The organism is Phreatobacter sp. (assembly GCF_027532945.1).
Taxonomy (GTDB): domain Bacteria; phylum Pseudomonadota; class Alphaproteobacteria; order Rhizobiales; family Phreatobacteraceae; genus Phreatobacter.
In genome coordinates, this window is the sequence record NZ_JAPZTZ010000022.1 from 47,856 (window position 1) to 69,838 (window position 21,983).

Here is a 21,983-nt window from a genome sequence, read left to right on the forward strand (position 1 = left end):
GCGCAACCATCTCGCGCCAATTAATTGATGGGCAAGTTTTTTTTGTTTGGATCAATCCGTCCGCCCCTCCCTCTGGAGAGGCCCCACGGCTTAATCCGACGAGATGGTGAGCGTCACCCGCAACGGTCCCGAGAGCACAGCGCGCGAATTGCCGGTCGAGGTTTATGTCTCGATGGTCGATGCGCTGTACGAGGACGTGCGCTCGCTGCTGCTCGGCGTGCTCGCGGCCCTCGCCGGCACCGTCTATGTCGCCGTCGTCACCGCCAACCCGATCCTTGTCGCCTTCCCGTTCGCCATCGTGCTCATCGCCGCAGGCCGCATCCTGCGCATGGGCGCCTACCGGCGGGAGCGCCGGGATGTGCGCAGCGCCGAGCAGGCGCGCCACTGGGAGCGCGAGTACACGATCGGCGCCAACCTCCTCGTCTTCACCATCGGCCTGTGGTGCCTTGCCTGCTTCGTGCTGACGACGCTGCCGAGCGCGCATCTCTTCTGCGTCGCGGTGGCGCTGTCCTACATGGTCGGTGTCGGCGGGCGGAACTTCGCCAACGGCCCGTTCGTCGACAACCAGATCGCGCTGCTGTGCGCGCCGCTGGTCCTCGGCATGGTGATGACCGGCAACTGGGATTACCTGATCCTCGCCTGTTTCGCCGTGCCCTTCTTCGCCAGCGTCCGCAGCATTGCCCGGCGCCTGCGCGACATCCTGCTCAACGCCATCATCGCCAAGCGCGATGTCTCGCTGCTGGCCGACCGTTTCGACACCGCCCTCAACAACATGCCGCATGGCCTCGCCATGTTCGACGCAGACGGCCGGGTGCTCGTCGTCAACCGGCGCTGGAGCGAGATCCTCCCCATCGATCCGGAGACCATCACCACCCGCTCGCGTTGCGAGGCGATCATCGCCGCCTATGTCGAGCTCGGCCTCCTGTCGGAGCGCGATGGCGGCCGCATCATCGAGGCGGTGGGCACGCGGCGCGGCGATCTCGCCAGCAGCCAGCTCGAGGTCACCGCCGGCGACCGCAACGTCGACATGACCTTCCAGCCGATGGAATCGGGCGGCCTGGTCGTCGCCATCGAGGACATCACCGAGAAGCGTCGCACCGAGGCCCGCATCGCTCACATGGCCCGCCATGACGCGCTGACCGGCCTGCCGAACCGCTCGCTCTACCAGGAGCGCCTGGAGGCGGCGCTGTCGATGATGAACGGCGACGACATGCTCGCCGTCCTTTTCGTCGACCTCGACAATTTCCAGCAGGTCAACGACACGCTCGGCCACAGCACGGGCGATGCCGTGCTCATCGAGGTGGCCGACCGGCTGCGCTTCACCGTCGGCGAGAACGACGTGGTCGCCCGCTTCAGCGCCGACGAGTTCGTCATCCTGCAGACCGGAGCCCGCAGCGAGCACGACGTCATCTCGCTCGCCGGCCGGGTCATCGAGACCATTGGCGACATCGTCCAGATCGAAGGCAAGGCCATCGCCTGCGGCGCCTCGGTGGGCATCGCTCTCGCCCCGCGCGACGGCACGGATGCCGACCAGCTCCTCAAGAGCGCCGACATGGCGCTCGCCCGTGCCAAGGCCGGCGGCCGCGGCATGCTGCATTTCTACGAAGAGGAAATGGATCGTCGCGCCCAGGCCCGCCGCGCCATCGAGATGGACCTGCGCCGGGCCCTGCAGAACGACGAGCTGGCGGTCTATTTCCAGCCGCTGCTGAACCTCAAGACGCTCAGCGTCACCACCTGCGAGGCGCTGGTGCGCTGGCCCCATCCCGTCCGTGGCATGATCTCGCCCGCCGAGTTCATCCCCGTGGCCGAAGAGACCGGCCTTGTCCTGGAGATGGGTCGCCAGGTCATGCGCAAGGCCTGCCAGGCCTGCGCCGGCTGGCCCGACGGCGTGCGCGTCGCGGTGAACCTCTCATCGGTCCAGTTCGAGCGTGACGATGTGGCCGCGGTCGTGGCAGAGGCGCTGAGCATCAGCGGGCTGGCGCCGTCGCGGCTGGAGCTCGAGATCACCGAGACGCTGCTGCTCAAGGATTCCGCGCCGGTGCTGGAGACGCTGGAGCGGCTGAAGGCCATGGGCGTGCGCCTGTCGCTCGACGATTTCGGCACGGGCTATTCGAGCCTCAGCTACCTCCACAAGTTCCCGATCGACAAGGTGAAGATCGACCGGTCCTTCGTCAGGCCGATCACCACCGACCGCAAGGCGGCGAAGCTCCTGCGCGGTGTCACCCGCCTCGGCGCCGAACTCGGCCTCTCCGTCGTGGTCGAGGGCGTCGAGACCCACGAGCAGCTCAAGATGATCGACGCGGCCGGCGTCGTGACGGAGATCCAGGGCTTCATCCTCAGCCCGGCCGTGCCCGATGCGCAGGTCAAGGCCATGATGGGCCGGACCGCCAAGGATCTACTGGCGCGGGCTGCGTAAAACGCGCCCTCAATACTTCCGTTGCGTCATGCCCTTGCGGCATCCGTAATCATCCCGTGCCGCACCATGCCGCGGCGCGGTTCCGCCGGGTGGCACGCTCCGGCGCAAGGGCTTTCGAGCCACATCTCCCCGTTCAGATCCTGCCAAATCGTCATCGCTTCGGCGAATGCGCCGCAAATGACGGCCAGAGGCCGCTCTTCCGTCCTTTTCGACATGCCGGAGCCGCCACGGCTACGCCCGCCGCGACCTGTGCGGCGCAGCGAAGCAAAAATGGAGGTATAATGATAACGGTCATTGTATCTGACCGTTTTTCTCGGGACGCGTTAACGATGATTTAACCAACCGCTTTCCATTGGTTAAAAAACCATGAACAATGATCCTGCTCATACGGGCTGCCATTCGACAGACTCGCGGGGTTGTTCAGATGATTACGGTTAACGCCGAAAGTTCGTTCTCCCGCAACGTCGCAGACCTCGTGCGGCGTGTGGAATACCGGCGGGTTGTGACCGCCGCCGAGCGTGAGGCGGTGTTTCGCCTGCGCTATGACTGCTACCTCCGGGAAGGTGCCATCCTTCCCAACGAGACCGGTCTCTTCGCCGATGACTTCGATGACGCACCGAACGTCTTCATTTTCAGCCTGCATCTCGACGGTGTTCTGGCGAGCTCCATCCGAGTGCATGTCGCGAGCCCGCAGCATCCGATCGCTCCGGCCCTCTCGGTCTTCGGTGACGTCCTCGGGCCGCGCATCGCCCGCGGTGAGGTGATCGTCGATCCCACGCGCTTCGTCGTCGACCAGGAACTGTCGCGGATCCATCCCGGCCTCGCCTATGCGACCGTGCGGATGGGCATGCTGGCGGCCGAACATGCCGAGGCCGATTACGCGTTGGCGACCGTCCGGACGGAGCACCGCGCCTTCTACAAGCGCCTGCTGTTCATGGAACCGGTCGGCGAGCCGCGGCTCTACCCGAACCTGAAGAACCCCATCAACCTGATGGGCGTGTCCTTCCCTCTCATGCGGCAGCGGGTCTATGATCGCTATCCGTTCATGATGTCCACCCGTGAGGAGCAGGACCGGCTGTTCGGTCCCCGCCCCGAGCGGAGCGTGGCAGTGCCGATGACGGATGACGCGCTGGAGGCTGCCGCGGCGGCCTGAGCCGGGGAGGCGGGCGATGAGGTCGGACAGGAACAGGCCCTTCGACGCCGTCCGCCGTGCGCCCGGTGCCCGCGACCAGGCATCGGATGGCTGGAAGCGCGAGACCTTCGTGCTGCCGCGCGAGGCGGCGCGGATCAAGGCGCGCGAAATCCTCGATCGCTTCCCGAAGGCGGCCTACCTCACGGAGGTCGAGTTCTGGCGCGAGCTGGAAGACGGCCGCATCGAGTTCACGATGCGCCGCCTTCCGAGTTCGGACTGACGGCCGGGAGCTTCACTCCTCGCTGCCTCATTCCTTGTCGTCGGAATCCTCGTCTTCCGATTCACCCTCGCCCTCTTCCTCTTCCTCATCTTCGGGATCAAGGATGGCCTCGAGGGCGATGAGCGGGATCTGCTCGCGGAACAGGTCACCTTCCTCGCCAAGCCAGATGCAGGTGGCGTCCTCGTCGTGGATCGCCGCGACGGTGAGGGCCTGGCCGCCCGATTTCAGGGTGACGATGTCGCCGGCACGAAAGGTCATGGAAGCCTCCTTGTTGGGGTGCGGGCTCCTCTTCGCACGGGTCCGTGACGGCGCGATCACGACAGCGCGACGCTGCGTCGCAGACGAATCCGGTCCCGCTACGTAGTGGGACGCATGACAAACGATGCCGGCTCCGCTGTTGTGGATCGTCCCATGTCTCATGGCTTGCACCAGAGGGAGACCAGCGTCGCCATGCACAGCCAGACCAGCTCCGACGCTCTCGTCGATCTCGCCGAGGAGTGCCTTGCCAGCGGCAAGACGCGCAGCGAGGTCGCGGCTTTCCTGGTGCGTGAATATGCGCTGGACCTCGGCGGCGTGATGAAGGTGCTGGCCCATCGCGAGGCGCGCTCTGCACGCCGCCAGTTCCGGGCTGCCGCCGCGGCGGTCTTCGTCGCGGTCGTCGCCACGGCGAACCGGGAAGGGCAGTTCGACGTGCCCTTCCTCTCCTTCATCTGACCTTTCTCAGCCTCGCCGCGCGGCGAGGCTCGCCATCAGCGCGCGGATCCCGTCTGTCCAGGGCGCGCATTCCGTCGACAGCCGCACCCGGTTCGTCAGGCCGCCGAGTTCGGGGCTGGCGATGGTGACGATGTCCCCGAGCTTGTGGGTGAAGCCCTTGCCCTTGTCGCCGCGGTCCTGGATGGGCGCGAAGAGCGTGCCGCAATAGAGCACGAGGCCATCCGGATATTGGTGGTGCGGGCCGATGGCCTGGCGGGCGAGGTCCTCCACGTCGCGCGAGATCGCCGCCATGTCGCTCTTGCCATCCAGGACGAAGCCGTCCTCGCCGGTCACCTTCAGCGAGATCTTCATGGTCCTGACGGCGTCGATCCCGAAGGTGGCGTCGAAGAGGCGCACGAAGGGGCCGAGGGACGCCGAGGCATTGTTGTCCTTGGCCTTGCCGAGGAGCAGCGCGGACCGGCCCTCGACGTCGCGGAGGTTGACGTCATTGCCGAGCGTCGCGCCGACGATGCGGCCCGCCGCCGAGATGACCAGCACCACCTCCGGTTCCGGATTGTTCCAGGTGGAGATGGGATGGAGGCCGACATCGGCCCCGGTGCCGACCGAGGACAGGACCGGCGCCTTGGTAAAGATTTCGGCGTCCGGTCCGATGCCGACCTCGAGATATTGCGACCAGAGCCCGCGCTCCTGCAGGTGCTTCTTCAGTGCGGCTGCCTCGGGCGAGCCGGGCTTCAGGCCTTTCAGTTCGCCGCCGATGATCTCGCCGATCTCGGCGCGGATCGCGGCGGCGCGCTCGGGCACGCCCTTGGCCTGTTCCTCGATGACGCGCTCCACCATCGAGATGGCGAAGGTGACGCCCGCCGCTTTGACGGCCTGGAGGTCGATCGGCGAGAGCAGGAAGGGCTGACTGGTGTCACGCGCCTTGGGCGGCGTGTTGGCGAGGATCGTGGCGAGGTCGCCGATCCGCTCACCCGGTACGGCCACAATGGCTGCGGCCGGGTCGGGTCGGTCGAAGAGATCTGATGTGGTGGGGAAGGCGCCGGTGACGTCGAAGACGCCGCCGGCGCGGATCACCACAACCGAGGGGCCGAGGCCGGGCCTGAAGACCCGGCCGACAAGGGTGCCCGCCGTGCCGTCGGCGGGAAGGGTTGAGCCGGCGGCGAGCGTGACGGACATCAGATGCACCGCCCGCCATCGACCTCGAGCACGACACCGGTGAGGAAATGACCGGGATCGGCGGCGAGGAACAGCGCCGCGTCGGCAATGTCCTTCGGGGTCGAAAGGCGACCCATGGGGATGGAGGCGACGAACTTCTTGCGCATCTCCGGCGTGTCCTCGCCCATGAAGGTGCCGAGGAGCGGCGTGTCGCCGGCGACGGGCGCCAGCGCACAGACGCGGATGCCGTCGGGCGCAAGCTCGACTGCCATGGACTTGGTGAGCAGGTTCACCGCGCCCTTGGAGGCATTGTACCAGGCAAGGCCGGGGCGCGGGCGGATGCCGGCGGTGGAGCCGACATTGACGATGACGCCGCCGCCGTTCTGGCGCATCGGCGGGACGACGGCATGGGCGAAGTGGAAGATCGACTTCACGTTGACGTCGAAGACGCGGTCGAAGGTCGCCTCGTCGACCTCCAGCATCGGCCGGTTGCGGTGGGAGGTGCCGGCATTGTTGACGAGGATGTCGACCTTGCCGAAGCGCTCGATGGTCTTGGCCACGGCGCGCTGGACGTCCTTGGCCTTGGAGACGTCGCACTTCATGCCGAAGGCCTTGCGGCCGAAGGGCTTGGCCGCCGCCTTGGCGCCCTCCTCGTTGAGGTCGAGGACGGCGATGCGCGCGCCCTCTTTGGCGAAGGCCTCGACGATGCCGAGGCCGAAGCCCTGTGCGCCGCCGGTGACGATGGCGACCTTGTCCTTCAGACGCATGGTTTCCCCCTGATGCGTGGATGCTTGGTGGGCAGGCGTTGGATCGCTCAGCCGTGGTTGATGACGACGGTCTTGGAGGCGGAGAACTCGTAGAGCGCCTCAAAACCCTTCTCGCGGCCGTGGCCGGATTTCTTCACGCCGCCGAAGGGCAGCTCGATGCCGCCGCCGGCGCCGTAGCCGTTGACGAAGACCTGGCCGCAGCGCATGGCGCGGGCGACCCGCATCGAGCGCTTCGCATCGCGGCTCCAGACACCGGCGACGAGGCCATAGTCGGTGCCGTTGGCGAGGCGGATGGCGTCCTCCTCGTCGTCGAAGGGAATGGCCGAGAGGACGGGGCCGAAGACCTCGTCGCAGGCGAGGCGGTTTGAGCGCGGCACCGGGCCGAACAGGGTCGGGGCGACATAGAAGCCGTTCGGCGGCAGGTTCGGCGCGAGCTGGCCTTCCGCCAGAACCGGAATGCCGTCGGTGCGGGCGCGGGCGACGAAGTCCTCGACCCGCTTCTTCTGACCGCGGGTGATCATCGGGCCGCAGTCGAGGTCCATGTCCCAGGCGCCGACGCGGACGGTCTTGAAGCGTTCGGCGACGCGGCCGACCAGCTCGTCATAAGCCGTGCGCTCCACCAGCATGCGCGAACCCGCCGAGCAGGTCTGGCCGCCGTTCTGGATGATGGCGTTGACGAGGGTCGGCACCGCCGCGTCGAAGTCGGCATCCTTGAACACGACCTGGGGCGACTTGCCGCCGAGCTCCAGGGTGCAGCCGATATGGTTCCGCGCCGCCGCCGACTGGATCAGCGTGCCGACTTCCGGCGAGCCGGTGAAGGAGATGAAGTCGATGCCGCGATGGGCGGAGAGCGCCGCGCCCGCCTCCTCGCCAAGGCCGGTGAGGAGATTGATGACGCCCGGCGGGAAGCCGACCTCGAGCGCCAGCTCACAGATGCGGATGAGCGAGAGACAGGCATCCTCCGCCGGCTTCACCACACAGGTATTGCCGCAGGCGAGCGAGGCCGCCACCGAGCGGCCGAAGATCTGCGCGGGATAGTTCCACGGCACGATATGGGCGGTGACGCCATGGGGGTCGCGGACGACCGCGACCGTGTAGCCGTTGAGGAAGGGGATGGTCTCGCCATGCACCTTGTCGGCGGCGGTGCCGTAGAACTCGAAATAGCGCGCGGCGGCGGTGATGTCGGCCTTGCCCTGGCGGGCGGGCTTTCCGGTGTCGATGCTCTCCAAGAGCGAGAGCTCGTCGTGGTTGGCGAGGATGGCATCGGCGAGCTTGCAGAGCAGGCGGCCGCGCTCGGTGGCGGTCATCCGCCCCCAGGGGCCTTCCTCGAAGGCGCGGCGGGCCGCGGCCACCGCCCGGTCGACATCCTCGGCAGAGGAACGCGGCATGGACGAGATAACGGCGCCGTCCGATGGTCCGACCACGTCCAGCGTCGCGCCGCTCGCCGCCGCCACCGACTTGCCGTCGACCACATTGAGATAGGCGCGGGCGAGGCCGCGGGGCGGGGTGATGGCCTCAGGGCTGGCGGTCATGCGGATTTCCTCGGCGAGGGCGGGCGCCGGCCGCATGGGGCGGCGCCGGATGATCGGGCGCGCACGCTAGCCGCGCCGCACGGGCGCCGGAAGAGGGGGCTCGCATGGGAGCCTTTCCGCCAGGGGCGGGGAGGGCGGTCAGATCCTCACGGCGAACTGCGCCACGGCGAGCACGCCGCCGATCCCCGCCGCGATGCCGATGAGGAAAACAACGAAGGCGCCGAAGCCCGAGAAGCGGACGCGCTGCGCTTCGGCTGAGGGCGGCTCCTGCATGAGCTGAGCGGTCGCGGGGGCAGGCTGCGCCGGCGTGACCGTCGCTGCCGCGGGTTCGCCGGTCGCATCACCGCCTGCATGGCGCGCCGCGAGGAAGGCGGCGGGCAGGTCTGCCGGCGGCAGGGCCCGTTCGCCCTCGGGCGTCTTAGCGGCGACAGCGGGCATCTGCGCCAGCAGGCGTTCGCGCTCGATCAGCCGGCGCGCCATGTAGGCGGTGATGCGCCCGGCGACCGCGCCGATATCCGTGCTCTCGATCAGCACGCGGCGGCCGTCGCTCGTGTCCTGCAAGAAACGGTAGCTGCGCTTGTCGCGGCCGATCTCGACGAAGGTGACCATGTCGATCCACAGCCGCGGCGTCTCGCCCGGGGTGATGCCGGTGTCGAAGAGCTCGACGTGGCGTGGCACCTCGCCAAAGACCGGCTGGAGCCTCTCCTGAAGCATGCCGAGGCGGGCGAGATCGGCCTCGCGCAGCGCGACGACGACACCGGTGCGCTCGGCCTCATCGATCCGCAGGGCGCGGATCGTCTCCTTGAGGCTCCGGTCGGAAGACGGGCGGTCGGCAGTCGGCTTGGCGTCCATGGGGCTGTCCGGGCGAGGGGCGATGGTTAACCATCATATAATCGTGGCGCGGCAGCGGCGGGAGCGGCGTGTTCGAAGGTTCGTCGCTAGGCCATCCGCCTCGGCGTGTGCTGGCTCATCTCGACCGGCCCGTTTGCGTTTCGGGGCGCATACGACGCCGCTAGCGATTCGTTGTGGCGGCGAGCATTGAACGATGGCGGAACGCTTCGAAAGCTTTGCAATTGTACCGGCCCACCAAGGTGACGTGCCACGTCAACTTCATGGCGCACCGGCAGGATCGACCATTCCGTGTTGTCGGCATGCAACATAACGTTACGAAAAATGCATTCCTCGTCGGAATCCCTGGGTCAGCATGTGGGAATCCGTTGTGCGTCGGGCCTAAGGAAGGCATGGTCGCGTGAAGCATTCCTGCCGGTCGGCCGGCTTCACAGTCATTGCAGGACGCACCCCATGAAGAGGCTTCTCCTCGCCACCACGGCGCTTGTCGCCTTCGCCGCCGGTGCCCAGGCCGCCGATCTTGGCGTGCCGCGTTCGCCCGTCGCGGCCGCGGTCGTCGCGCCGGCCTTCAACTGGACCGGGTTCTACCTTGGCGGCCACCTCGGCTATGGTTTTGGGCGCGGTCACCATGCCAACACGCCGCTCGGCGCTGGCGGCGCTTTCGACAACGGCCCTGATACGACGCCCTTCACCTACAACACGCGCGGCGTTCTCGGAGGCGTCCATGCCGGCTACAACTGGCAGACGGGCTCGCTTGTCGTCGGCATTGAGGGCGAGCTCGGGTTCAGCGGCGTGAGTGGCCGCCGTGCGGGCGCGATTCCTGGAGTGTCCACAGACGACTATGGTGACACGCGTTTCGGCTTTTACGGCTTCATCGGCCCCCGACTCGGTTTCGCGGTCGACCGGGCGCTTCTCTACGTGAAGGCTGGTCTCGCCGTCGGGACGGTCCGCAACACGGCGACGGACCTTCTGGCCGACCCGCCGCCCATCGATTTCGACCTTGGCGACACCACGCGGGTTACGCGCACCCGATTGGGCTGGGGCGTCGGCGCCGGCATCGAGTACGCTTTCACGCGCAACTGGGTCGGGCGTCTTGAATACATGTACAAGGACTACGGCTCGTTCACCTCAACGAACCTCGACGGAGACTTCTTCCGTCACCGCAACCACGAACATTCGGTCCGCGTCGGCGTGAGCTACCTGTTCTCGACCGGCCCCTCTGCGGTCGTCGCGCGCTACTGATCCAGACGCTTTCAGCGTCGGAGGGACGAACGGGCTGCCTTCGGGCGGCCCGTTTGCGTTTCGGAGGGACGCCGCCGTCGGGGGCGTCGTGGTGGCGAGCATGCGTTGGTCGCGGGGGGGCGTCGCTGCAGGGGGCATTGCGCCGGCTTCCCGAGGCGACGCTGCGCATCAACCGCATCATTCTTGGGCGGGAGGGATCACGGCCTGTTGTCGGTGCGCAACATCACGGTTCGAAAGATGTCTCCCGCAGAGGAATTCCGGGTTGGGCCTGTGGTAACGCATTGCATGTCGGGCTTCGGCGAGGCAGGGTCGAGTCGGGCATTCCTGCCGGTCGGGCCGGTGCCGCAGTCATCGCAGGATGCACCCATGAAGACGTTTCTCCTCGCCACCTCGGCGCTCGTCGCCTTCGCCGCCAGCGCCCAGGCTGCCGATCTCGGCGTGCCGCGCTCGCCCGTCGCCGCCGCGGTCCTGGCCCCGGCCTTCAACTGGACCGGGTTCTATGTCGGCGCCCATGTCGGCTACGCCACGGGCACGTCGTCCTGGCGTTTCACGCCGCCCGGCACCGAGCGCAACACCCGTCCGGCCGGCGTGTTTGGCGGCGTCCAGCTCGGCTACAACTGGCAGATCAACCAGGCGGTTCTCGGCCTCGAGGCGGATATCGGTCTTGGCGGCGTCAGCAACACCCGCTTCTGTCCCAACCCGGCCTTCACCTGCGGGACGCGCGTTGACTTCCTCAGCACCATCCGTGCCCGTGCCGGTTTCGCCATGGACCGGGCTCTTCTCTACGTGACGGGCGGCCTGGCGATCGACCAGTTCCGCCATCGCACGAGTGTCGCCGCCACGGGTGCCCTGTGGGGCAGCTACAACGTGACGCGCGTCGGCCTGGCCGTGGGTGCTGGTGTCGAATATGCGGTGGCCCAGAACTGGACCGTCAAGGCGGAGTATCTCTACCACACCTTCGGTTCGTCCACGCAGGCCGCTGGCGTCGGCGCGCTCGATCAGATCAGCGCCACGCGCATCCGCTCCGACCTCCATACCTTCAAGCTCGGCGTGAACTATCTCTTCTCGACCGGCCCCTCGGCCGTCGTCGCGCGCTACTGATCCAGACGCTTCCCGCGTCGGAGAGACGAACGGGCTGCCTTCGGGCGGCCCGTTTGCGTTTCGGGATCTGCGCCACCGCCCTCCCGGCCAGATCGTGACATTCATGCCGCAGGCGGTGCAGCAATGCGGGTGCCGTAAGGTCAATCTGCGCTGCAGCGGCCTTTCGCGGCTTGCATGGTTTTGGCGAGTCGTGCTTTCGGAAAAGCGACGGTACCGGCTGTCCAAGCCGTGCCCCAGACTTGAAGTGGATGACATGATGAAGAAGCTCCTCCTCGCCACCACCGCGATCGTCGCCTTCGCCGCCGGCGCCCAGGCCGCCGATCTCGGCTCGCGCCGCGCCCCTGTCGCCGCCGCCGTCATGGCCCCGGCCTTCTCCTGGACCGGCTTCTATGTCGGCGCCTTCGCTGGCTACGGCTGGTCCAACTTCAACTTCGGTGGCACGCCCGGCAGCGCCAACGGCCCTCTGATCGGTGGCACGCTCGGCTACAACTACCAGATCAACCAGTTCGTCCTCGGCGTTGAGGCTGATCTCGCCTTTGCCGCCGCTACCGGCCGTCTCGCAGCCGCCCCGGCTGTGTCGCACAGCACGAACATGCTCGGCTCGCTGCGTGCCCGCGCCGGCTTCGCCGTTGACCGCGCGCTGCTCTATGTGACGGGTGGTCTTGCCGTCCAGGGTGCCGCCCTTGCCGCGAACCTCGGCCCGCTGGAGAAGTACACCCGCGCTGGTTACACCCTCGGCGCCGGCGTCGAGTACGCCTTCACGCCGAACTGGACCGCGAAGATCGAGTACGGCTACTACAACTTCGGCACGCGCGCTGCGACCGTGAACTTCCCGACCCTGCGTTCGGACGTCCACACCGTGAAGATCGGCGTGAACTACCTGTTCTCGACCGGCCCCTCGGCTGTCGTCGCACGCTACTGATCTCCTGACGCTTCCAGCGTCGGATGACCGAGCGGGCCGCCTTCGGGCGGCCCGTTTGCGTTTGGGGGGACGGGCAGGCCGCCTGCGACCAGCCCGTCCCTCGTGGGACGGGATGCCATGCGGATGCGATCAGCTGTCGCGCTGCGGCGGAAAGCCGCCGAGTTGTCGCAAAGCTTCGCCGGCGATGATGGCGCTGGCCATGGCCACATTGAGCGATCGCAGGCCGGGCCGCAGCGGAATGAGGATTCGCGCATCCGCGGCGGCATGGACCTCCTCCGGCACACCTGCCGATTCACGGCCGGCCATGACGACATCGCCGGGCTGGAAGGCGAAATCCACATGCGGGATGCTGCCGCGGGTGGTGGTGAGCACGAGACGACGGCCTTCCGCCCGCCGGCAGGCCTCGAAGGCGGCCCAATCGTCGTGCCGCCGCCAGTCCACGTGGTCGAGATAATCCATGCCCGAACGGCGGAAGGCCCTGTCGGAAACGGGGAATCCGGCGGGCTCGACGATGTCAACGGCGATGCCGAGACAGGCGGCCATGCGCAGGATCGTGCCGGTGTTCTGGGCGATGTCAGGCTGGAAGAGGGCGAGGCGCATCATCACCGGTTCATTCAGAACAGTCAGAAAACACGAAATGGGCGGCACATCGGTTCATGCCTCCGACGAAGGTCCGGTACAGTGCAATACGGTGTTCTCAAGGCCGCACTGGACATCACCTTATAACGGTGCGAATAAGCGTCGCCGATCAAGGTTCCCGCGCGGATTCCCATGGCCCGTGAAGGGTCATTCGGTGTGGCGGCGCCGCCTTCCGGCTGCCCCATGCCGGCCCGGTCTCCCGCGGAGGTGCCCCTCGCCTGGTCGGCGCGATTGGGTCCCGGTTGTCGGACCGACGAGCGAAAGGACGACAAGAAGTGGCAAGCGTTCAACATGCCGAGGGCGATCGCCGTGATTTCCTGTTCCTGGCGACGGGGGCGGCTGCTGCCGTCGGCGGCGCTGCGGCGATCTGGCCCTTCATCAGCCAGCTGGCTCCCGATGCCGGCACCATTGCGGCCGGCGCCCCGGTCGAGATCGATCTCGCTTCCATCCCGGCTGGCGGCCAGGTGAAGATCCTGTGGCGCGGCAAGCCCTACTTCGTGCGCAACCGCACCGAGGCCGAGATCAAGTCGGCCCAGGATGTCGATGTGAAGACCCTGCGCGACCCGCAGCCGGACGCTGTCCGCGTCAAGGAGGGCCACGCCAAGTGGCTCATCACCGCGGCCAACTGCACCCATCTCGGCTGCGTGCCGCTCGGCAACCAGGGCGACTACGGCGGCTGGTTCTGCCCGTGCCACGGCTCGCATTTCGACACGTCGGGCCGCATTCGCAAGGGCCCGGCGCCGACCAACCTGCCCATCCCGCAGTACACCTTCGTCAGCGAAACGCGCATCCGCATCACCGGCGCGCCGACCACCGCCTGACGCTCCGATCCAGAGGTATTCACGACCATGCAGGGTCACTCGCACTACACCCCGACGTCGGGCATCGGAAAGTGGATGGATTCCCGTCTGCCGGTGCCGCGCCTCGTCTATGACAGCTTCATCGCCTATCCGGTTCCGAAGAACCTGAACTATTTCTACACCTTCGGCGCCATCCTCTCGTTCATGCTGGTGTCGCAGATCATCACCGGCGTCGTGCTGGCGATGCACTACACCGCCCATGTCGACCTCGCCTTCAACTCGGTCGAGAAGATCATGCGTGACGTCAACTACGGTTGGATGATCCGCTATCTGCACTCGAACGGCGCGTCGATGTTCTTCATCGCCGTCTACATCCACATCTTCCGCGGCCTCTATTACGGGTCCTACAAGGCTCCCCGCGAGGTGCTGTGGATCCTCGGCGTCATCATCTACCTCTTGATGATGGCCACCGCCTTCCTCGGCTACGTGCTGCCCTGGGGCCAGATGTCCCTGTGGGGCGCCGTCGTCATCACCAATCTGTTCTCGGCCATCCCGCTGGTCGGCCCGACCATCGTCGAGTTCCTGTGGGGCGGCTATTCGGTTGATCAGCCGACGCTGAACCGCTTCTTCTCGCTGCACTACCTGCTGCCGTTCATGATCGCCGGCGTCGTCGTGCTGCACGTCTGGGCGCTGCACGTCACCGGCCAGAACAATCCGACTGGTGTCGAGGTGAAGGACGTGAAGAAGGACACCGTGCCCTTCACGCCCTATGCGACGATCAAGGACGCGGTCGGCCTCGTGTTCTTCCTCGTCTTCTTCATGTGGTTCGCCTTCTTCCAGCCGAACTATCTCGGCCATGCGGTGAACTACGTGCCGGCCGACCCGCTGGTGACGCCGCCGCATATCGTGCCGGAGTGGTACTTCCTGCCCTTCTACGCGATCCTGCGTGCCATCACGTTCGACATCAACCTGATCATCTTCACCATCCCCTCGAAGCTCGGCGGCGTGCTTGCCATGTTCGCGGCCATCGCGGTGCTGGCCTTCCTGCCCTGGCTCGACACCTCGAAGGTGAAGTCCTCGGCCTATCGCCCGCTGCACAAGCAGTTCTTCTGGGCCTTCGTCGTGGTCTGCGTGATGCTGGGCTGGCTCGGCTCCAAGCCGGCCGAATATCCCTACACCGTGCTGTCGCTCATCTTCACCGGCCTGTACTTCGCGTATTTCCTGGTGGTGCTGCCGCTGCTCGGCCTGTTCGAGACCCCGCGCCAGCTCCCGGCCTCCATCGCCGATGCTGTGCTGGGCAAGAACCGGGGTGCCGCTCCCGTCACGGCCGGCGCCGCCGCCGCGCCGCAGACCAAGGGTTGAGAGAACCGAAGGACTTCATGAGATGACGCGTTTCTCTCTCCGCATGGCGGCGGCCGGCCTTGCCGGCCTCGCCCTCGCCGCCAGCCTCTCGCCGGCTTCGGCCGCCGGGCAGGTCGAACCGCCGCGCTTCAACTGGTCGTGGGCCGGCGTCTTCGGCACCTTCGACCGGGCGCAGCTGCAGCGTGGCTTCCAGGTCTACAAAGAGGTCTGTGCGGCCTGCCACGGCCTCGAGCTGGTGTCGTTCCGCAACCTCGCCCAGCCGGGCGGCCCCGGCTTCAGCACCGCCCAGGCGGCGCAGATCGCGGCGGACTGGATCCACAAGGTCCGCGAGATCGGTGACGACGGCCAGCCGGCCGAGCGCACGCCGCGCCTCGCCGATCGCATTCCCGGTCCCTTCCCGAACAAGAAGGCCGCCGAGGCCGCCAGTGGCGGCAAGGCGCCGCCGGACCTGTCGCTGATGCCGAAGGCGCGCACCTACGAGCGCGGCTTCCCGCGCTTCCTCTTCGACATCGTCACCCTCTATCAGGAGACGGGCGCCGATTATGTGAAGGCCTTCCTCACCGGCTACGAGGACGGCCACGAGGTGCCCCCGGGCACCCACTACAACAAGTATTACCCGGGCAACGCGGTCGCCATGCCGAACGTGCTGCAGGACGGCCAGGTGACCTATTCGGACGGCTCGCCGCAGACGGCGAAGCAGTATGCCGCCGACGTCACCGCCTTCCTGATGTGGACGGCGGAACCGCACATGGAGCAGCGCAAGCGCATCGGCTTCCAGGTGATCCTGTTCCTTCTGGTGCTCGGCGGTCTCGTCTATTTCACCAAGAAGAAGGTGTGGAAGGACGTCGAGGGCCACGCCTGAGACGTGTCGACACGGACTTGACGAAGGGCCGCGCGAGCGGCCCTTTTTCGTGGGGCTTCAGGGGACAGGCGCATGGCCAAGGCGGTTCTGGGAATCATGGGCGGGTCGGGCATCTACGACCTGCCGGGCCTCGAAGGGCTTGAGGAGGTCGCCATCGCCTCGCCCTGGGGCGAGCCGTCCGACGTCCTGCGGCGTGGCCGCATCGGCGGCACCGAGATCGTCTTCCTGCCGCGGCACGGCCGGGGCCATCGCCTCAGCCCCTCCGATATCAACTACCGCGCCAATATCGACGTGCTGAAGCGGGCAGGGGTCACCGACCTCGTCTCGCTCTCCGCCGTCGGCTCGTTCAAGGGCGAGTTGCCTCCGGGCCATTTCGTCCTCGCCGACCAGTTCGTCGACCGGACCTATCTGCGCACCTCCAGCTTCTTCGGCCGGGGCTGCGTCGCCCATGTCGCCTTCTCCCATCCGGTGGCGCCGCTGCTGCAGAAGCGCGTGGCGTCGGCCGCCGAGGCGGAGGGCATCGCCCACCAGGTCGGCGGCACGGCCGTGTGCATGGAGGGACCGGCCTTCTCGACGCTGGCCGAGAGCCTGTTCCACAAGGGGCAGGGCTGGGACCTCATCGGCATGACGTCGATGCCCGAGGCCAAGCTCGCCCGCGAAGCAGAGATCTCCTTCGCCTTCGTCGGCATGGTCACGGACTACGACGCCTGGCACGAGGAGGTCGGGCCGGTGGACGTCTCGCTCGTCGTCCATCACCTCCACGCCAATGCCGACAAGGCGCGCCGGCTGGTGGCACGCCTCGCCCGCGATTTCCCGGCGGAGCACGAGCCCTGCCCGATCCATTCGGACCGGGCCCTGGAGCACGCCATCATCACGGCGAAGGAGCATCGCGACCCCGCGCTCGTGGCGAAGCTCGATGCGGTGGCCGGCCGGGTGCTCGGCCGCTGAGGCGTCAGAGGCCGAAGGGGCCCATGCCCATATAGCCATAGCGCCAGGTGGCGACGCCCCAGAACAGCAGGCCGCCGATGACCCGCACGACGATCGCCACCGCGATGATGGCGGGGATGGCGGCGAGGGCTGCCTTGAAGAAGAAGGCGACGAGCCTGAGGAAGGGTACGTCGAGCGCGGTCAAGGTGACCGGGGTCGGCTGCCAGGTGGTCGGGGCCGGCTGTGCGGGCATGGTCATGGGTCTCTCCGGGTGGAGGGGCGCGTCCTGCCGGACGGGTCCCGTTTTCTCTGTGTCGCTCCCCGGCTAGAGTTGGACGGGGCGCCGCCAATGCGCCAGTGAATTCGCGGTAAGGTTTTGCCGGCGCGCCGGCGCGCCGGCACGGGGGCATGAGCGGATGACGGACGACGGGGATCTGCGGCAGGCGATCAGGACCATCCCGGACTATCCCAAGCCCGGCATCATGTTCCGCGACATCACCACGTTGCTCGGGGATGCGCGGGCCTTCCGCCGCGCCGTGGACCAGCTCGTCCACCCCTATGCCGGCGCGAAGATCGACAAGGTCGCCGGCATCGAGGCGCGCGGCTTCATCCTCGGCGGGGCGGTGGCGCACCAGCTCTCGGCCGGCTTCGTGCCGATCCGCAAGAAGGGCAAGCTGCCGCACCAGACGGTTCGCATGGCCTATGCGCTGGAATATGGAACCGACGAGATGGAGATCCATGTCGATGCGATCCGGCCCGGCGAGAAGGTCATCCTGGTCGACGACCTGATCGCCACCGGCGGCACGGCCGAGGGCGCGGTGAAGCTCCTGCGCCAGATCGGCGCCGACGTGGTGGCGGCCTGCTTCATCATCGACCTGCCGGAGCTTGGCGGCGCTGCGCGCCTGCGCGCCATGGGCCTGCCGGTGCGGGCGCTGATGGCCTTCGACGGGCACTAGCCGGAGTGGGCTTTCAGCTGCAGCCGACCGGCGGGCGGCTGCCGGTGGGGCAGTTACGGCCGAAATTGCGGCCTGTTCCGTACCAGCTGCCGTTCGGTCGGCGTTCCCAGCCTGCGCCGAAACTCGACCCGGTGCCGGTGATGCGGTTGCGCTGAACCTCATAGCCCGAGCCGAACCGGCTGCCGGTGCCGGTGATGCGGTTGCCGCGCTGCTCGTAGCCACCGCCGAAATTGCCGCCGGTACCGCGGAAGGTCGTGGTGCCGGAGCGGCGCGACCGCTCCACATCGAAGCCCCGGCCGAAGCGCCGGCCCTCGCCACGGAGATTGCCGCGGCGATCCTCGACATATTGCACCGGCGTGATCTGCGGTCCGGATGCGGCTGGCGTCGTGGAAACGATCTGGCCTGCCATCATCAGCGCGAGAATGGCGCTCATCCTGTTCTCCCGGGTGTCCCTCGCACGGTCTCCTGTCGCATCGGCGGCTTTCCGCATGATGCCGCGAAGCGACGCCCTGTCCTTCGCAACGACGTCTTGACCTTCCCACAATGGGAAGGTGCATCCCCCTGGCCTGACATCGTCAAGGAGCCTCTCATGCGCCGCACCGCGATCCCTGCCCTCGTCCTCGCCTTCGCCGCCGGCCTCGCCGCTGCCACGGCCCTCACCGGTGGCGGCCTGCCGCTTCTCGCCCAGACCCATGGTCATGGCTCGCACGGTGCGCGTTCGCCCGCGCCGGCCGCCGCCAGTGCCGCGACAACGGGCTACCGCGCCGCCAATGCCCGCATGCACCGCGACATGGACATCGCCTTCACAGGTGATGCCGACGTCGATTTTGTCAGGGGCATGATCCCGCACCACCAGGGCGCCATCGACATGGCGAAGGTCGTCCTTGCCCACGGCACCGATCCGCAGGTGCGCAAATGGGCGGAGGATGTCATCCGCGAGCAGGAGCGCGAGATCGGCGAGATGCGCGGCTGGCTTGCCCGCCGCGGCCGGTGAGCCGTCAGAGCGGCACGAAGACCGAGCCGTCGAAGGCGAAGACCTGCTCGCCGTGCTGGTTTTCGCCGGTGTTGAGCGAGAAGACGATGCCCCAGCCGGGCCGCGAGGCGAGCGGCCGCTTCGACACATATTCGGTGTAGTAGGTGACGGTGTCGCCGGCCCTGACGGGTCGCGGCCATTTCAGGTTCGTGAATCCGCCGGAAGGGCCGTTCCACTGCGGCGGCAGGCCCTTGGCCGCGCGCTCCGCGGCGATGCGCTGGGAATGCTCCACCCGCATCCGCATCCACAGGCTGCCGGTATGCCAGCCCGAGGCGACGAGCCCGCCGAAATGCGTCGCCTTGCCACCCTCCTCCGAGAGGTGGAAGGGCTGCGGGTCGTAGTTGCGCGCGAAGGCGATGATTGCCTCGGCGGTGAAAGTATAGGCGCCAAGCCGCTCGCGCTGCCCCAGGACAATGTCGTCGTACATGGTCAGGCCCCGGCTGGATGGCGGCGGGCGAAGAAGATGGGATTGGTCTGCTCCATCACCACCTCGCCCTTCTGGTTCATCAGCTGAAAGCGGAAGCGCACGACGCCGCGGTCGGGCTTCGAGGCGGAGGGCCGCGCCTCCAGCACCTCGCGGCGCACCGACAGCACATCGCCGGGGAACACCGGCTTCAGCCAGCGCACCTCGTCGATGCCGGGCGAGCCGATGGAGGTCGAGCCGTCCATGAAGTGATCGAACATCAGGCGCATCAGGATGGCGCAGGAATGCCAGCCGGAGGCGGCGAGGCCGCCGAGCATGGAGGCGCGGCCGGCCTCCTCGTCGAGGTGGAAGGGCTGCGGGTCGAACTGGCTGGCGAAATCGATCACCTCGTCCTTCGTCACCGCATAGGCGCCGAAGGTGGTGATTTCGCCGGGGACGAAATCCTCGAAGGCGGGGTAGGGGCGTGTGGCGGTCAAACTGTCCTCCGAACCTCGTATCCGGCGACGTGGCTGTTCCGCCTTATGCCGGAAAGGGAGGGCTTCGTCCCGCTGGACCTTCGGCAGGGTGGGGACCTGTCCTGGGTGCCCGAGGAGCCTCAACCGCCATGCCCGGCCTTGTGCCGGGTATCACGCGGAAGCGTGCGATCCTAAAAAGGCGCGCTGCATCGCGGCAGTGCGTCCTTCGAGGCTCGCTGTCGCTCGCACCTCAGGATGAGGATGGTGGAGCGTTGCGGAGCCGTTGCAGATCACGGCCAGCGGCTGAACCGAAGCGATGACGCCACTCACCGCTGATGCCAGTCACCACATGCCTCATCCTGAGGTGCGAGGCCTCTTGGCCGAGCCTCGAAGGACGCACTTGCGTGATGCAATGCAGGGCCACTTACCCTCGGGAGGCTGTGTGCAGGTCCAATGGCCCCATAGGACACGTCGGGATGGCCGATGCCTCCCGCCGGTCGAGACAGATGCTTCCTGCGCCCCGCCTCAGTTGGCGAAGCGGAAGTGCAGCACGTCGCCGTCGGCCACCACATATTCCTTGCCCTCGAGCCGGAGCTTGCCGGCATCGCGCGCGCCGGCCTCGCCGCCCAGCGCCGTGTAATCGGCATAGGCGATCGTCTCGGCGCGGATGAAGCCCTTCTCGAAGTCGGTGTGGATGACGCCGGCAGCGCCGGGGGCCTTGGTGCCCTGGGTGATGGTCCAGGCGCGGGCCTCCTTCGGGCCGACGGTGAAATAGGTCACGAGGTGGAGGAGGTCGTAGCCGGCGCGGATGACGCGGTTGAGGCCCGGCTCGGTGAGGCCGACGGCCTCGAGGAAGTCCTTCTGGTCCTCGGCCGGCATGACCGCGATCTCGCTCTCGATCTTGGCGGAGACGACGACGGCCTTGCCGCCTTCCTCCTTCGCGCGGGCGAAGACCTTCTCGGAGAAGGCATTGCCCTTGTCGGCGGAGGCCTCCTCGACGTTGCAGACGTAGAGCACCTTCTTGGAGGTCAGGAGGTTCAGCATCTCGAAGGCCTTTTGCTCCTCCACCTTCACCTCGGTCATGCGGGCCGGGCGGCCGTCGCGCAGGTGGACGAGGGCGCGGTTGATGAGGTCGACCAGCTCCTTCGACTCCTTGTCGCCGCCCTTGGCCTTCTTCTCGAGGTTGATGACGCGCTTCTCCAGGCTCTCGAGGTCGGCGAGCATCAGCTCGGTCTCGATCGTCTCGATGTCGGCGATGGGGTCGACCTTGCCCTCGACATGGGTGATGTCGCCGTCCTCGAAGCAGCGCACGACATGGACGATGGCGTCCACCTCGCGGATGTTGGCGAGGAACTGGTTGCCGAGGCCCTCACCCTTGGACGCGCCGCGGACGATGCCGGCGATGTCGACGAAGGTGATGCGGGTCGGGATGATCTGCTGCGACTTGCCGATGGCGGCGAGCTGGTCGAGCCGCGGATCGGGCACGGCCACGTCGCCGACATTCGGCTCGATGGTGCAGAACGGGTAATTGGCGGCCTGCGCCGCCGCCGTCTGCGTCAGGGCGTTGAAGAGGGTCGACTTGCCGACGTTCGGCAGGCCGACGATGCCGCATTTGAAGCCCATGGGAGGTCCGATCTCGTGGTTCGGCGCCTTGTCGAATGCAGGCGCGGGGGTGTCAAGGGCCGCGGGGGCGCGGCGTCAGGGCTTGCGGGTCAGGGTTTCGGCGCGTCCTTCTCGCCGACGCGCTTCACGTCGCCCCAGCCGCGGCCCTCCATGGCGAGGTGAATGCGGTTCTGGAAGCCGGGATCATCGCCCGCGCCAAGGAGCTCGGCATGGTCGGCGCAGGCCCCGCAAAGGTCCTCGACCCAGGGCGTCTCGGCCTTGGCAAAGTCGTTCAGCACATAGGCGTGGACCAGAGCCTTGTCGCCGGGATGGCCGATGCCCATGCGCACGCGGCGATAGTCGTTGCCGCACTGGGCGGTGATAGAGCGCAGGCCGTTATGGCCGGCATTGCCGCCGCCGGTCTTCACCCTGAGCTTGGCCGGTGGCAGGTCGAGCTCGTCGTGGAAGACGATGACCTCGCCGAGAGCGATCTTGAAGAAGCGCATGGCCTCGCCGACGGCCCGGCCGCTCTCGTTCATATAGGTGCCGGGCACGAGCAGCAGCACCTTCTGGGTGCCGATGGTGCCTTCCGCGGTGAGGCCCTGGAAGCGCTGGCGCCAGGGGCTAAAGCGATGGCGGCGATGGATCGCCTCGATCGCCATGAAGCCGATATTGTGCCGGTTGTTCTGGTATTTCGCCCCGGGATTGCCGAGGCCCGCCATCAGGATCATGGGCCAGGGTCTCTCGCGCGTGTTCGCGTCTCAAATGACAAGGGGCGCCCTGCGAGAGGGCGCCCCGATGCCGGTCACGGTG

General features: G+C 67.4%; 25 protein-coding genes. 13 read left to right on the plus strand and 12 right to left on the minus strand.

Annotation, left to right across the window (positions count from 1 at the left end):
• Nucleotides 1-103 precede the first annotated feature (103 nt).
• The 3 genes from O9344_RS16235 to O9344_RS16245 all read left to right on the plus strand — a co-directional run bounded on the left by O9344_RS16235 (nt 104) and on the right by O9344_RS16245 (nt 3,828).
• Nucleotides 104-2,416, plus strand: a complete 2,313-nt coding sequence (locus O9344_RS16235; RefSeq protein ID WP_298479616.1) for an EAL domain-containing protein — start codon at nt 104-106, stop codon at nt 2,414-2,416.
• A gap of 424 nt (nt 2,417-2,840) precedes the next feature.
• Nucleotides 2,841-3,569: a hypothetical protein gene (locus O9344_RS16240; RefSeq protein WP_298479619.1), complete on the plus strand. Its 729-nt coding sequence runs from the start codon at nt 2,841-2,843 to the stop codon at nt 3,567-3,569.
• Between the two features lie 16 nt (nt 3,570-3,585).
• Nucleotides 3,586-3,828, plus strand: a complete 243-nt coding sequence (locus O9344_RS16245; protein ID WP_273511557.1) for a hypothetical protein — start codon at nt 3,586-3,588, stop codon at nt 3,826-3,828.
• Nucleotides 3,829-3,855: 27 nt separating this feature from the next.
• Here O9344_RS16245 and O9344_RS16250 read toward each other — a convergent pair whose 3' ends face one another.
• A complete protein-coding gene (locus O9344_RS16250) occupies nt 3,856-4,086 on the minus strand; it encodes a DUF2158 domain-containing protein (RefSeq protein WP_298479626.1) in 231 nt (76 codons plus the stop codon).
• A gap of 153 nt (nt 4,087-4,239) precedes the next feature.
• Here O9344_RS16250 and O9344_RS16255 point away from each other — a divergent pair, with 153 nt between their 5' ends.
• Nucleotides 4,240-4,542, plus strand: a complete 303-nt coding sequence (locus O9344_RS16255; RefSeq protein ID WP_298479629.1) for a hypothetical protein — start codon at nt 4,240-4,242, stop codon at nt 4,540-4,542.
• Nucleotides 4,543-4,548: 6 nt separating this feature from the next.
• On the opposite strand, the gene O9344_RS16260 is transcribed toward O9344_RS16255, so the two are convergent.
• From O9344_RS16260 to O9344_RS16275, 4 genes are all read right to left on the minus strand, one after another.
• A complete protein-coding gene (locus O9344_RS16260; RefSeq protein WP_298479632.1) occupies nt 4,549-5,718 on the minus strand; it encodes a fumarylacetoacetate hydrolase family protein in 1,170 nt (389 codons plus the stop codon).
• The gene (locus tag O9344_RS16265) at nt 5,718-6,464 is read right to left on the minus strand and encodes an SDR family oxidoreductase (protein WP_298479636.1); all 747 of its coding nucleotides are present in this window, start codon (nt 6,462-6,464) and stop codon (nt 5,718-5,720) included. Before O9344_RS16265 ends, O9344_RS16260 begins: the two co-directional genes overlap by 1 nt.
• 47 nt (nt 6,465-6,511) lie before the next feature.
• Nucleotides 6,512-7,996: an aldehyde dehydrogenase family protein gene (locus O9344_RS16270; protein WP_298479639.1), complete on the minus strand. Its 1,485-nt coding sequence runs from the start codon at nt 7,994-7,996 to the stop codon at nt 6,512-6,514.
• A gap of 138 nt (nt 7,997-8,134) precedes the next feature.
• A complete protein-coding gene (locus O9344_RS16275) occupies nt 8,135-8,848 on the minus strand; it encodes a hypothetical protein (protein WP_298479642.1) in 714 nt (237 codons plus the stop codon).
• Between the two features lie 450 nt (nt 8,849-9,298).
• Between O9344_RS16275 and O9344_RS16280 the strand changes: the two genes are divergently transcribed.
• The 3 genes from O9344_RS16280 to O9344_RS16290 all read left to right on the plus strand — a co-directional run bounded on the left by O9344_RS16280 (nt 9,299) and on the right by O9344_RS16290 (nt 12,110).
• Nucleotides 9,299-10,087: an outer membrane beta-barrel protein gene (locus O9344_RS16280; protein ID WP_298479645.1), complete on the plus strand. Its 789-nt coding sequence runs from the start codon at nt 9,299-9,301 to the stop codon at nt 10,085-10,087.
• Nucleotides 10,088-10,453: 366 nt separating this feature from the next.
• On the plus strand, nt 10,454-11,188 hold the full coding sequence (locus O9344_RS16285) for an outer membrane protein (RefSeq protein ID WP_298479647.1): 735 nt from the start codon (nt 10,454-10,456) through the stop codon (nt 11,186-11,188).
• Between the two features lie 253 nt (nt 11,189-11,441).
• On the plus strand, nt 11,442-12,110 hold the full coding sequence (locus O9344_RS16290) for an outer membrane protein (RefSeq protein ID WP_298479650.1): 669 nt from the start codon (nt 11,442-11,444) through the stop codon (nt 12,108-12,110).
• Nucleotides 12,111-12,239: 129 nt separating this feature from the next.
• Here O9344_RS16290 and O9344_RS16295 read toward each other — a convergent pair whose 3' ends face one another.
• Nucleotides 12,240-12,713 carry a tRNA (cytidine(34)-2'-O)-methyltransferase gene (locus O9344_RS16295; protein WP_298479653.1) on the minus strand — a complete coding sequence of 158 codons (474 nt, stop codon included), beginning with the start codon at nt 12,711-12,713 and terminating at the stop codon, nt 12,240-12,242.
• Between the two features lie 311 nt (nt 12,714-13,024).
• Here O9344_RS16295 and petA point away from each other — a divergent pair, with 311 nt between their 5' ends.
• From petA to O9344_RS16315, 4 genes are all read left to right on the plus strand, one after another.
• Nucleotides 13,025-13,570 carry a ubiquinol-cytochrome c reductase iron-sulfur subunit gene (gene petA / locus O9344_RS16300; protein ID WP_298479655.1) on the plus strand — a complete coding sequence of 182 codons (546 nt, stop codon included), beginning with the start codon at nt 13,025-13,027 and terminating at the stop codon, nt 13,568-13,570.
• Nucleotides 13,571-13,597: 27 nt separating this feature from the next.
• Complete coding sequence (locus O9344_RS16305; protein ID WP_298479657.1) at nt 13,598-14,911, plus strand: cytochrome b/b6; 1,314 nt, start codon at nt 13,598-13,600, stop codon at nt 14,909-14,911.
• 22 nt (nt 14,912-14,933) lie between these two features.
• Nucleotides 14,934-15,773, plus strand: coding sequence for a cytochrome c1 (locus tag O9344_RS16310; protein ID WP_298479659.1), 840 nt, complete (start codon nt 14,934-14,936; stop codon nt 15,771-15,773).
• A 72-nt stretch (nt 15,774-15,845) separates the two neighbouring features.
• Nucleotides 15,846-16,721, plus strand: coding sequence for an S-methyl-5'-thioadenosine phosphorylase (locus tag O9344_RS16315; protein ID WP_298479661.1), 876 nt, complete (start codon nt 15,846-15,848; stop codon nt 16,719-16,721).
• 4 nt (nt 16,722-16,725) lie between these two features.
• Here O9344_RS16315 and O9344_RS16320 read toward each other — a convergent pair whose 3' ends face one another.
• On the minus strand, nt 16,726-16,959 hold the full coding sequence (locus tag O9344_RS16320) for a hypothetical protein (protein ID WP_298479663.1): 234 nt from the start codon (nt 16,957-16,959) through the stop codon (nt 16,726-16,728).
• A 157-nt stretch (nt 16,960-17,116) separates the two neighbouring features.
• On the opposite strand from O9344_RS16320, the gene O9344_RS16325 reads away from it, so the two are divergent.
• On the plus strand, nt 17,117-17,656 hold the full coding sequence (locus O9344_RS16325) for an adenine phosphoribosyltransferase (RefSeq protein WP_108178260.1): 540 nt from the start codon (nt 17,117-17,119) through the stop codon (nt 17,654-17,656).
• 13 nt (nt 17,657-17,669) lie between these two features.
• On the opposite strand, the gene O9344_RS16330 is transcribed toward O9344_RS16325, so the two are convergent.
• Nucleotides 17,670-18,089, minus strand: coding sequence for a hypothetical protein (locus O9344_RS16330; protein WP_298479669.1), 420 nt, complete (start codon nt 18,087-18,089; stop codon nt 17,670-17,672).
• Between the two features lie 156 nt (nt 18,090-18,245).
• On the opposite strand from O9344_RS16330, the gene O9344_RS16335 reads away from it, so the two are divergent.
• Complete coding sequence (locus O9344_RS16335; protein ID WP_298479672.1) at nt 18,246-18,650, plus strand: DUF305 domain-containing protein; 405 nt, start codon at nt 18,246-18,248, stop codon at nt 18,648-18,650.
• Nucleotides 18,651-18,654: 4 nt separating this feature from the next.
• Here O9344_RS16335 and O9344_RS16340 read toward each other — a convergent pair whose 3' ends face one another.
• The 4 genes from O9344_RS16340 to pth form a co-directional block, all read right to left on the minus strand.
• The gene (locus tag O9344_RS16340; protein ID WP_363321947.1) at nt 18,655-19,116 is read right to left on the minus strand and encodes a MaoC family dehydratase; all 462 of its coding nucleotides are present in this window, start codon (nt 19,114-19,116) and stop codon (nt 18,655-18,657) included.
• 2 nt (nt 19,117-19,118) lie between these two features.
• Nucleotides 19,119-19,589, minus strand: a complete 471-nt coding sequence (locus O9344_RS16345) for a MaoC family dehydratase (protein ID WP_298479674.1) — start codon at nt 19,587-19,589, stop codon at nt 19,119-19,121.
• Nucleotides 19,590-20,093: 504 nt separating this feature from the next.
• The gene (gene ychF, locus O9344_RS16350) at nt 20,094-21,191 is read right to left on the minus strand and encodes a redox-regulated ATPase YchF (protein WP_298479676.1); all 1,098 of its coding nucleotides are present in this window, start codon (nt 21,189-21,191) and stop codon (nt 20,094-20,096) included.
• An 89-nt stretch (nt 21,192-21,280) separates the two neighbouring features.
• The gene (pth, locus tag O9344_RS16355; RefSeq protein ID WP_298479678.1) at nt 21,281-21,901 is read right to left on the minus strand and encodes an aminoacyl-tRNA hydrolase; all 621 of its coding nucleotides are present in this window, start codon (nt 21,899-21,901) and stop codon (nt 21,281-21,283) included.
• Between the last annotated feature and the right edge of the window lie 82 nt (nt 21,902-21,983).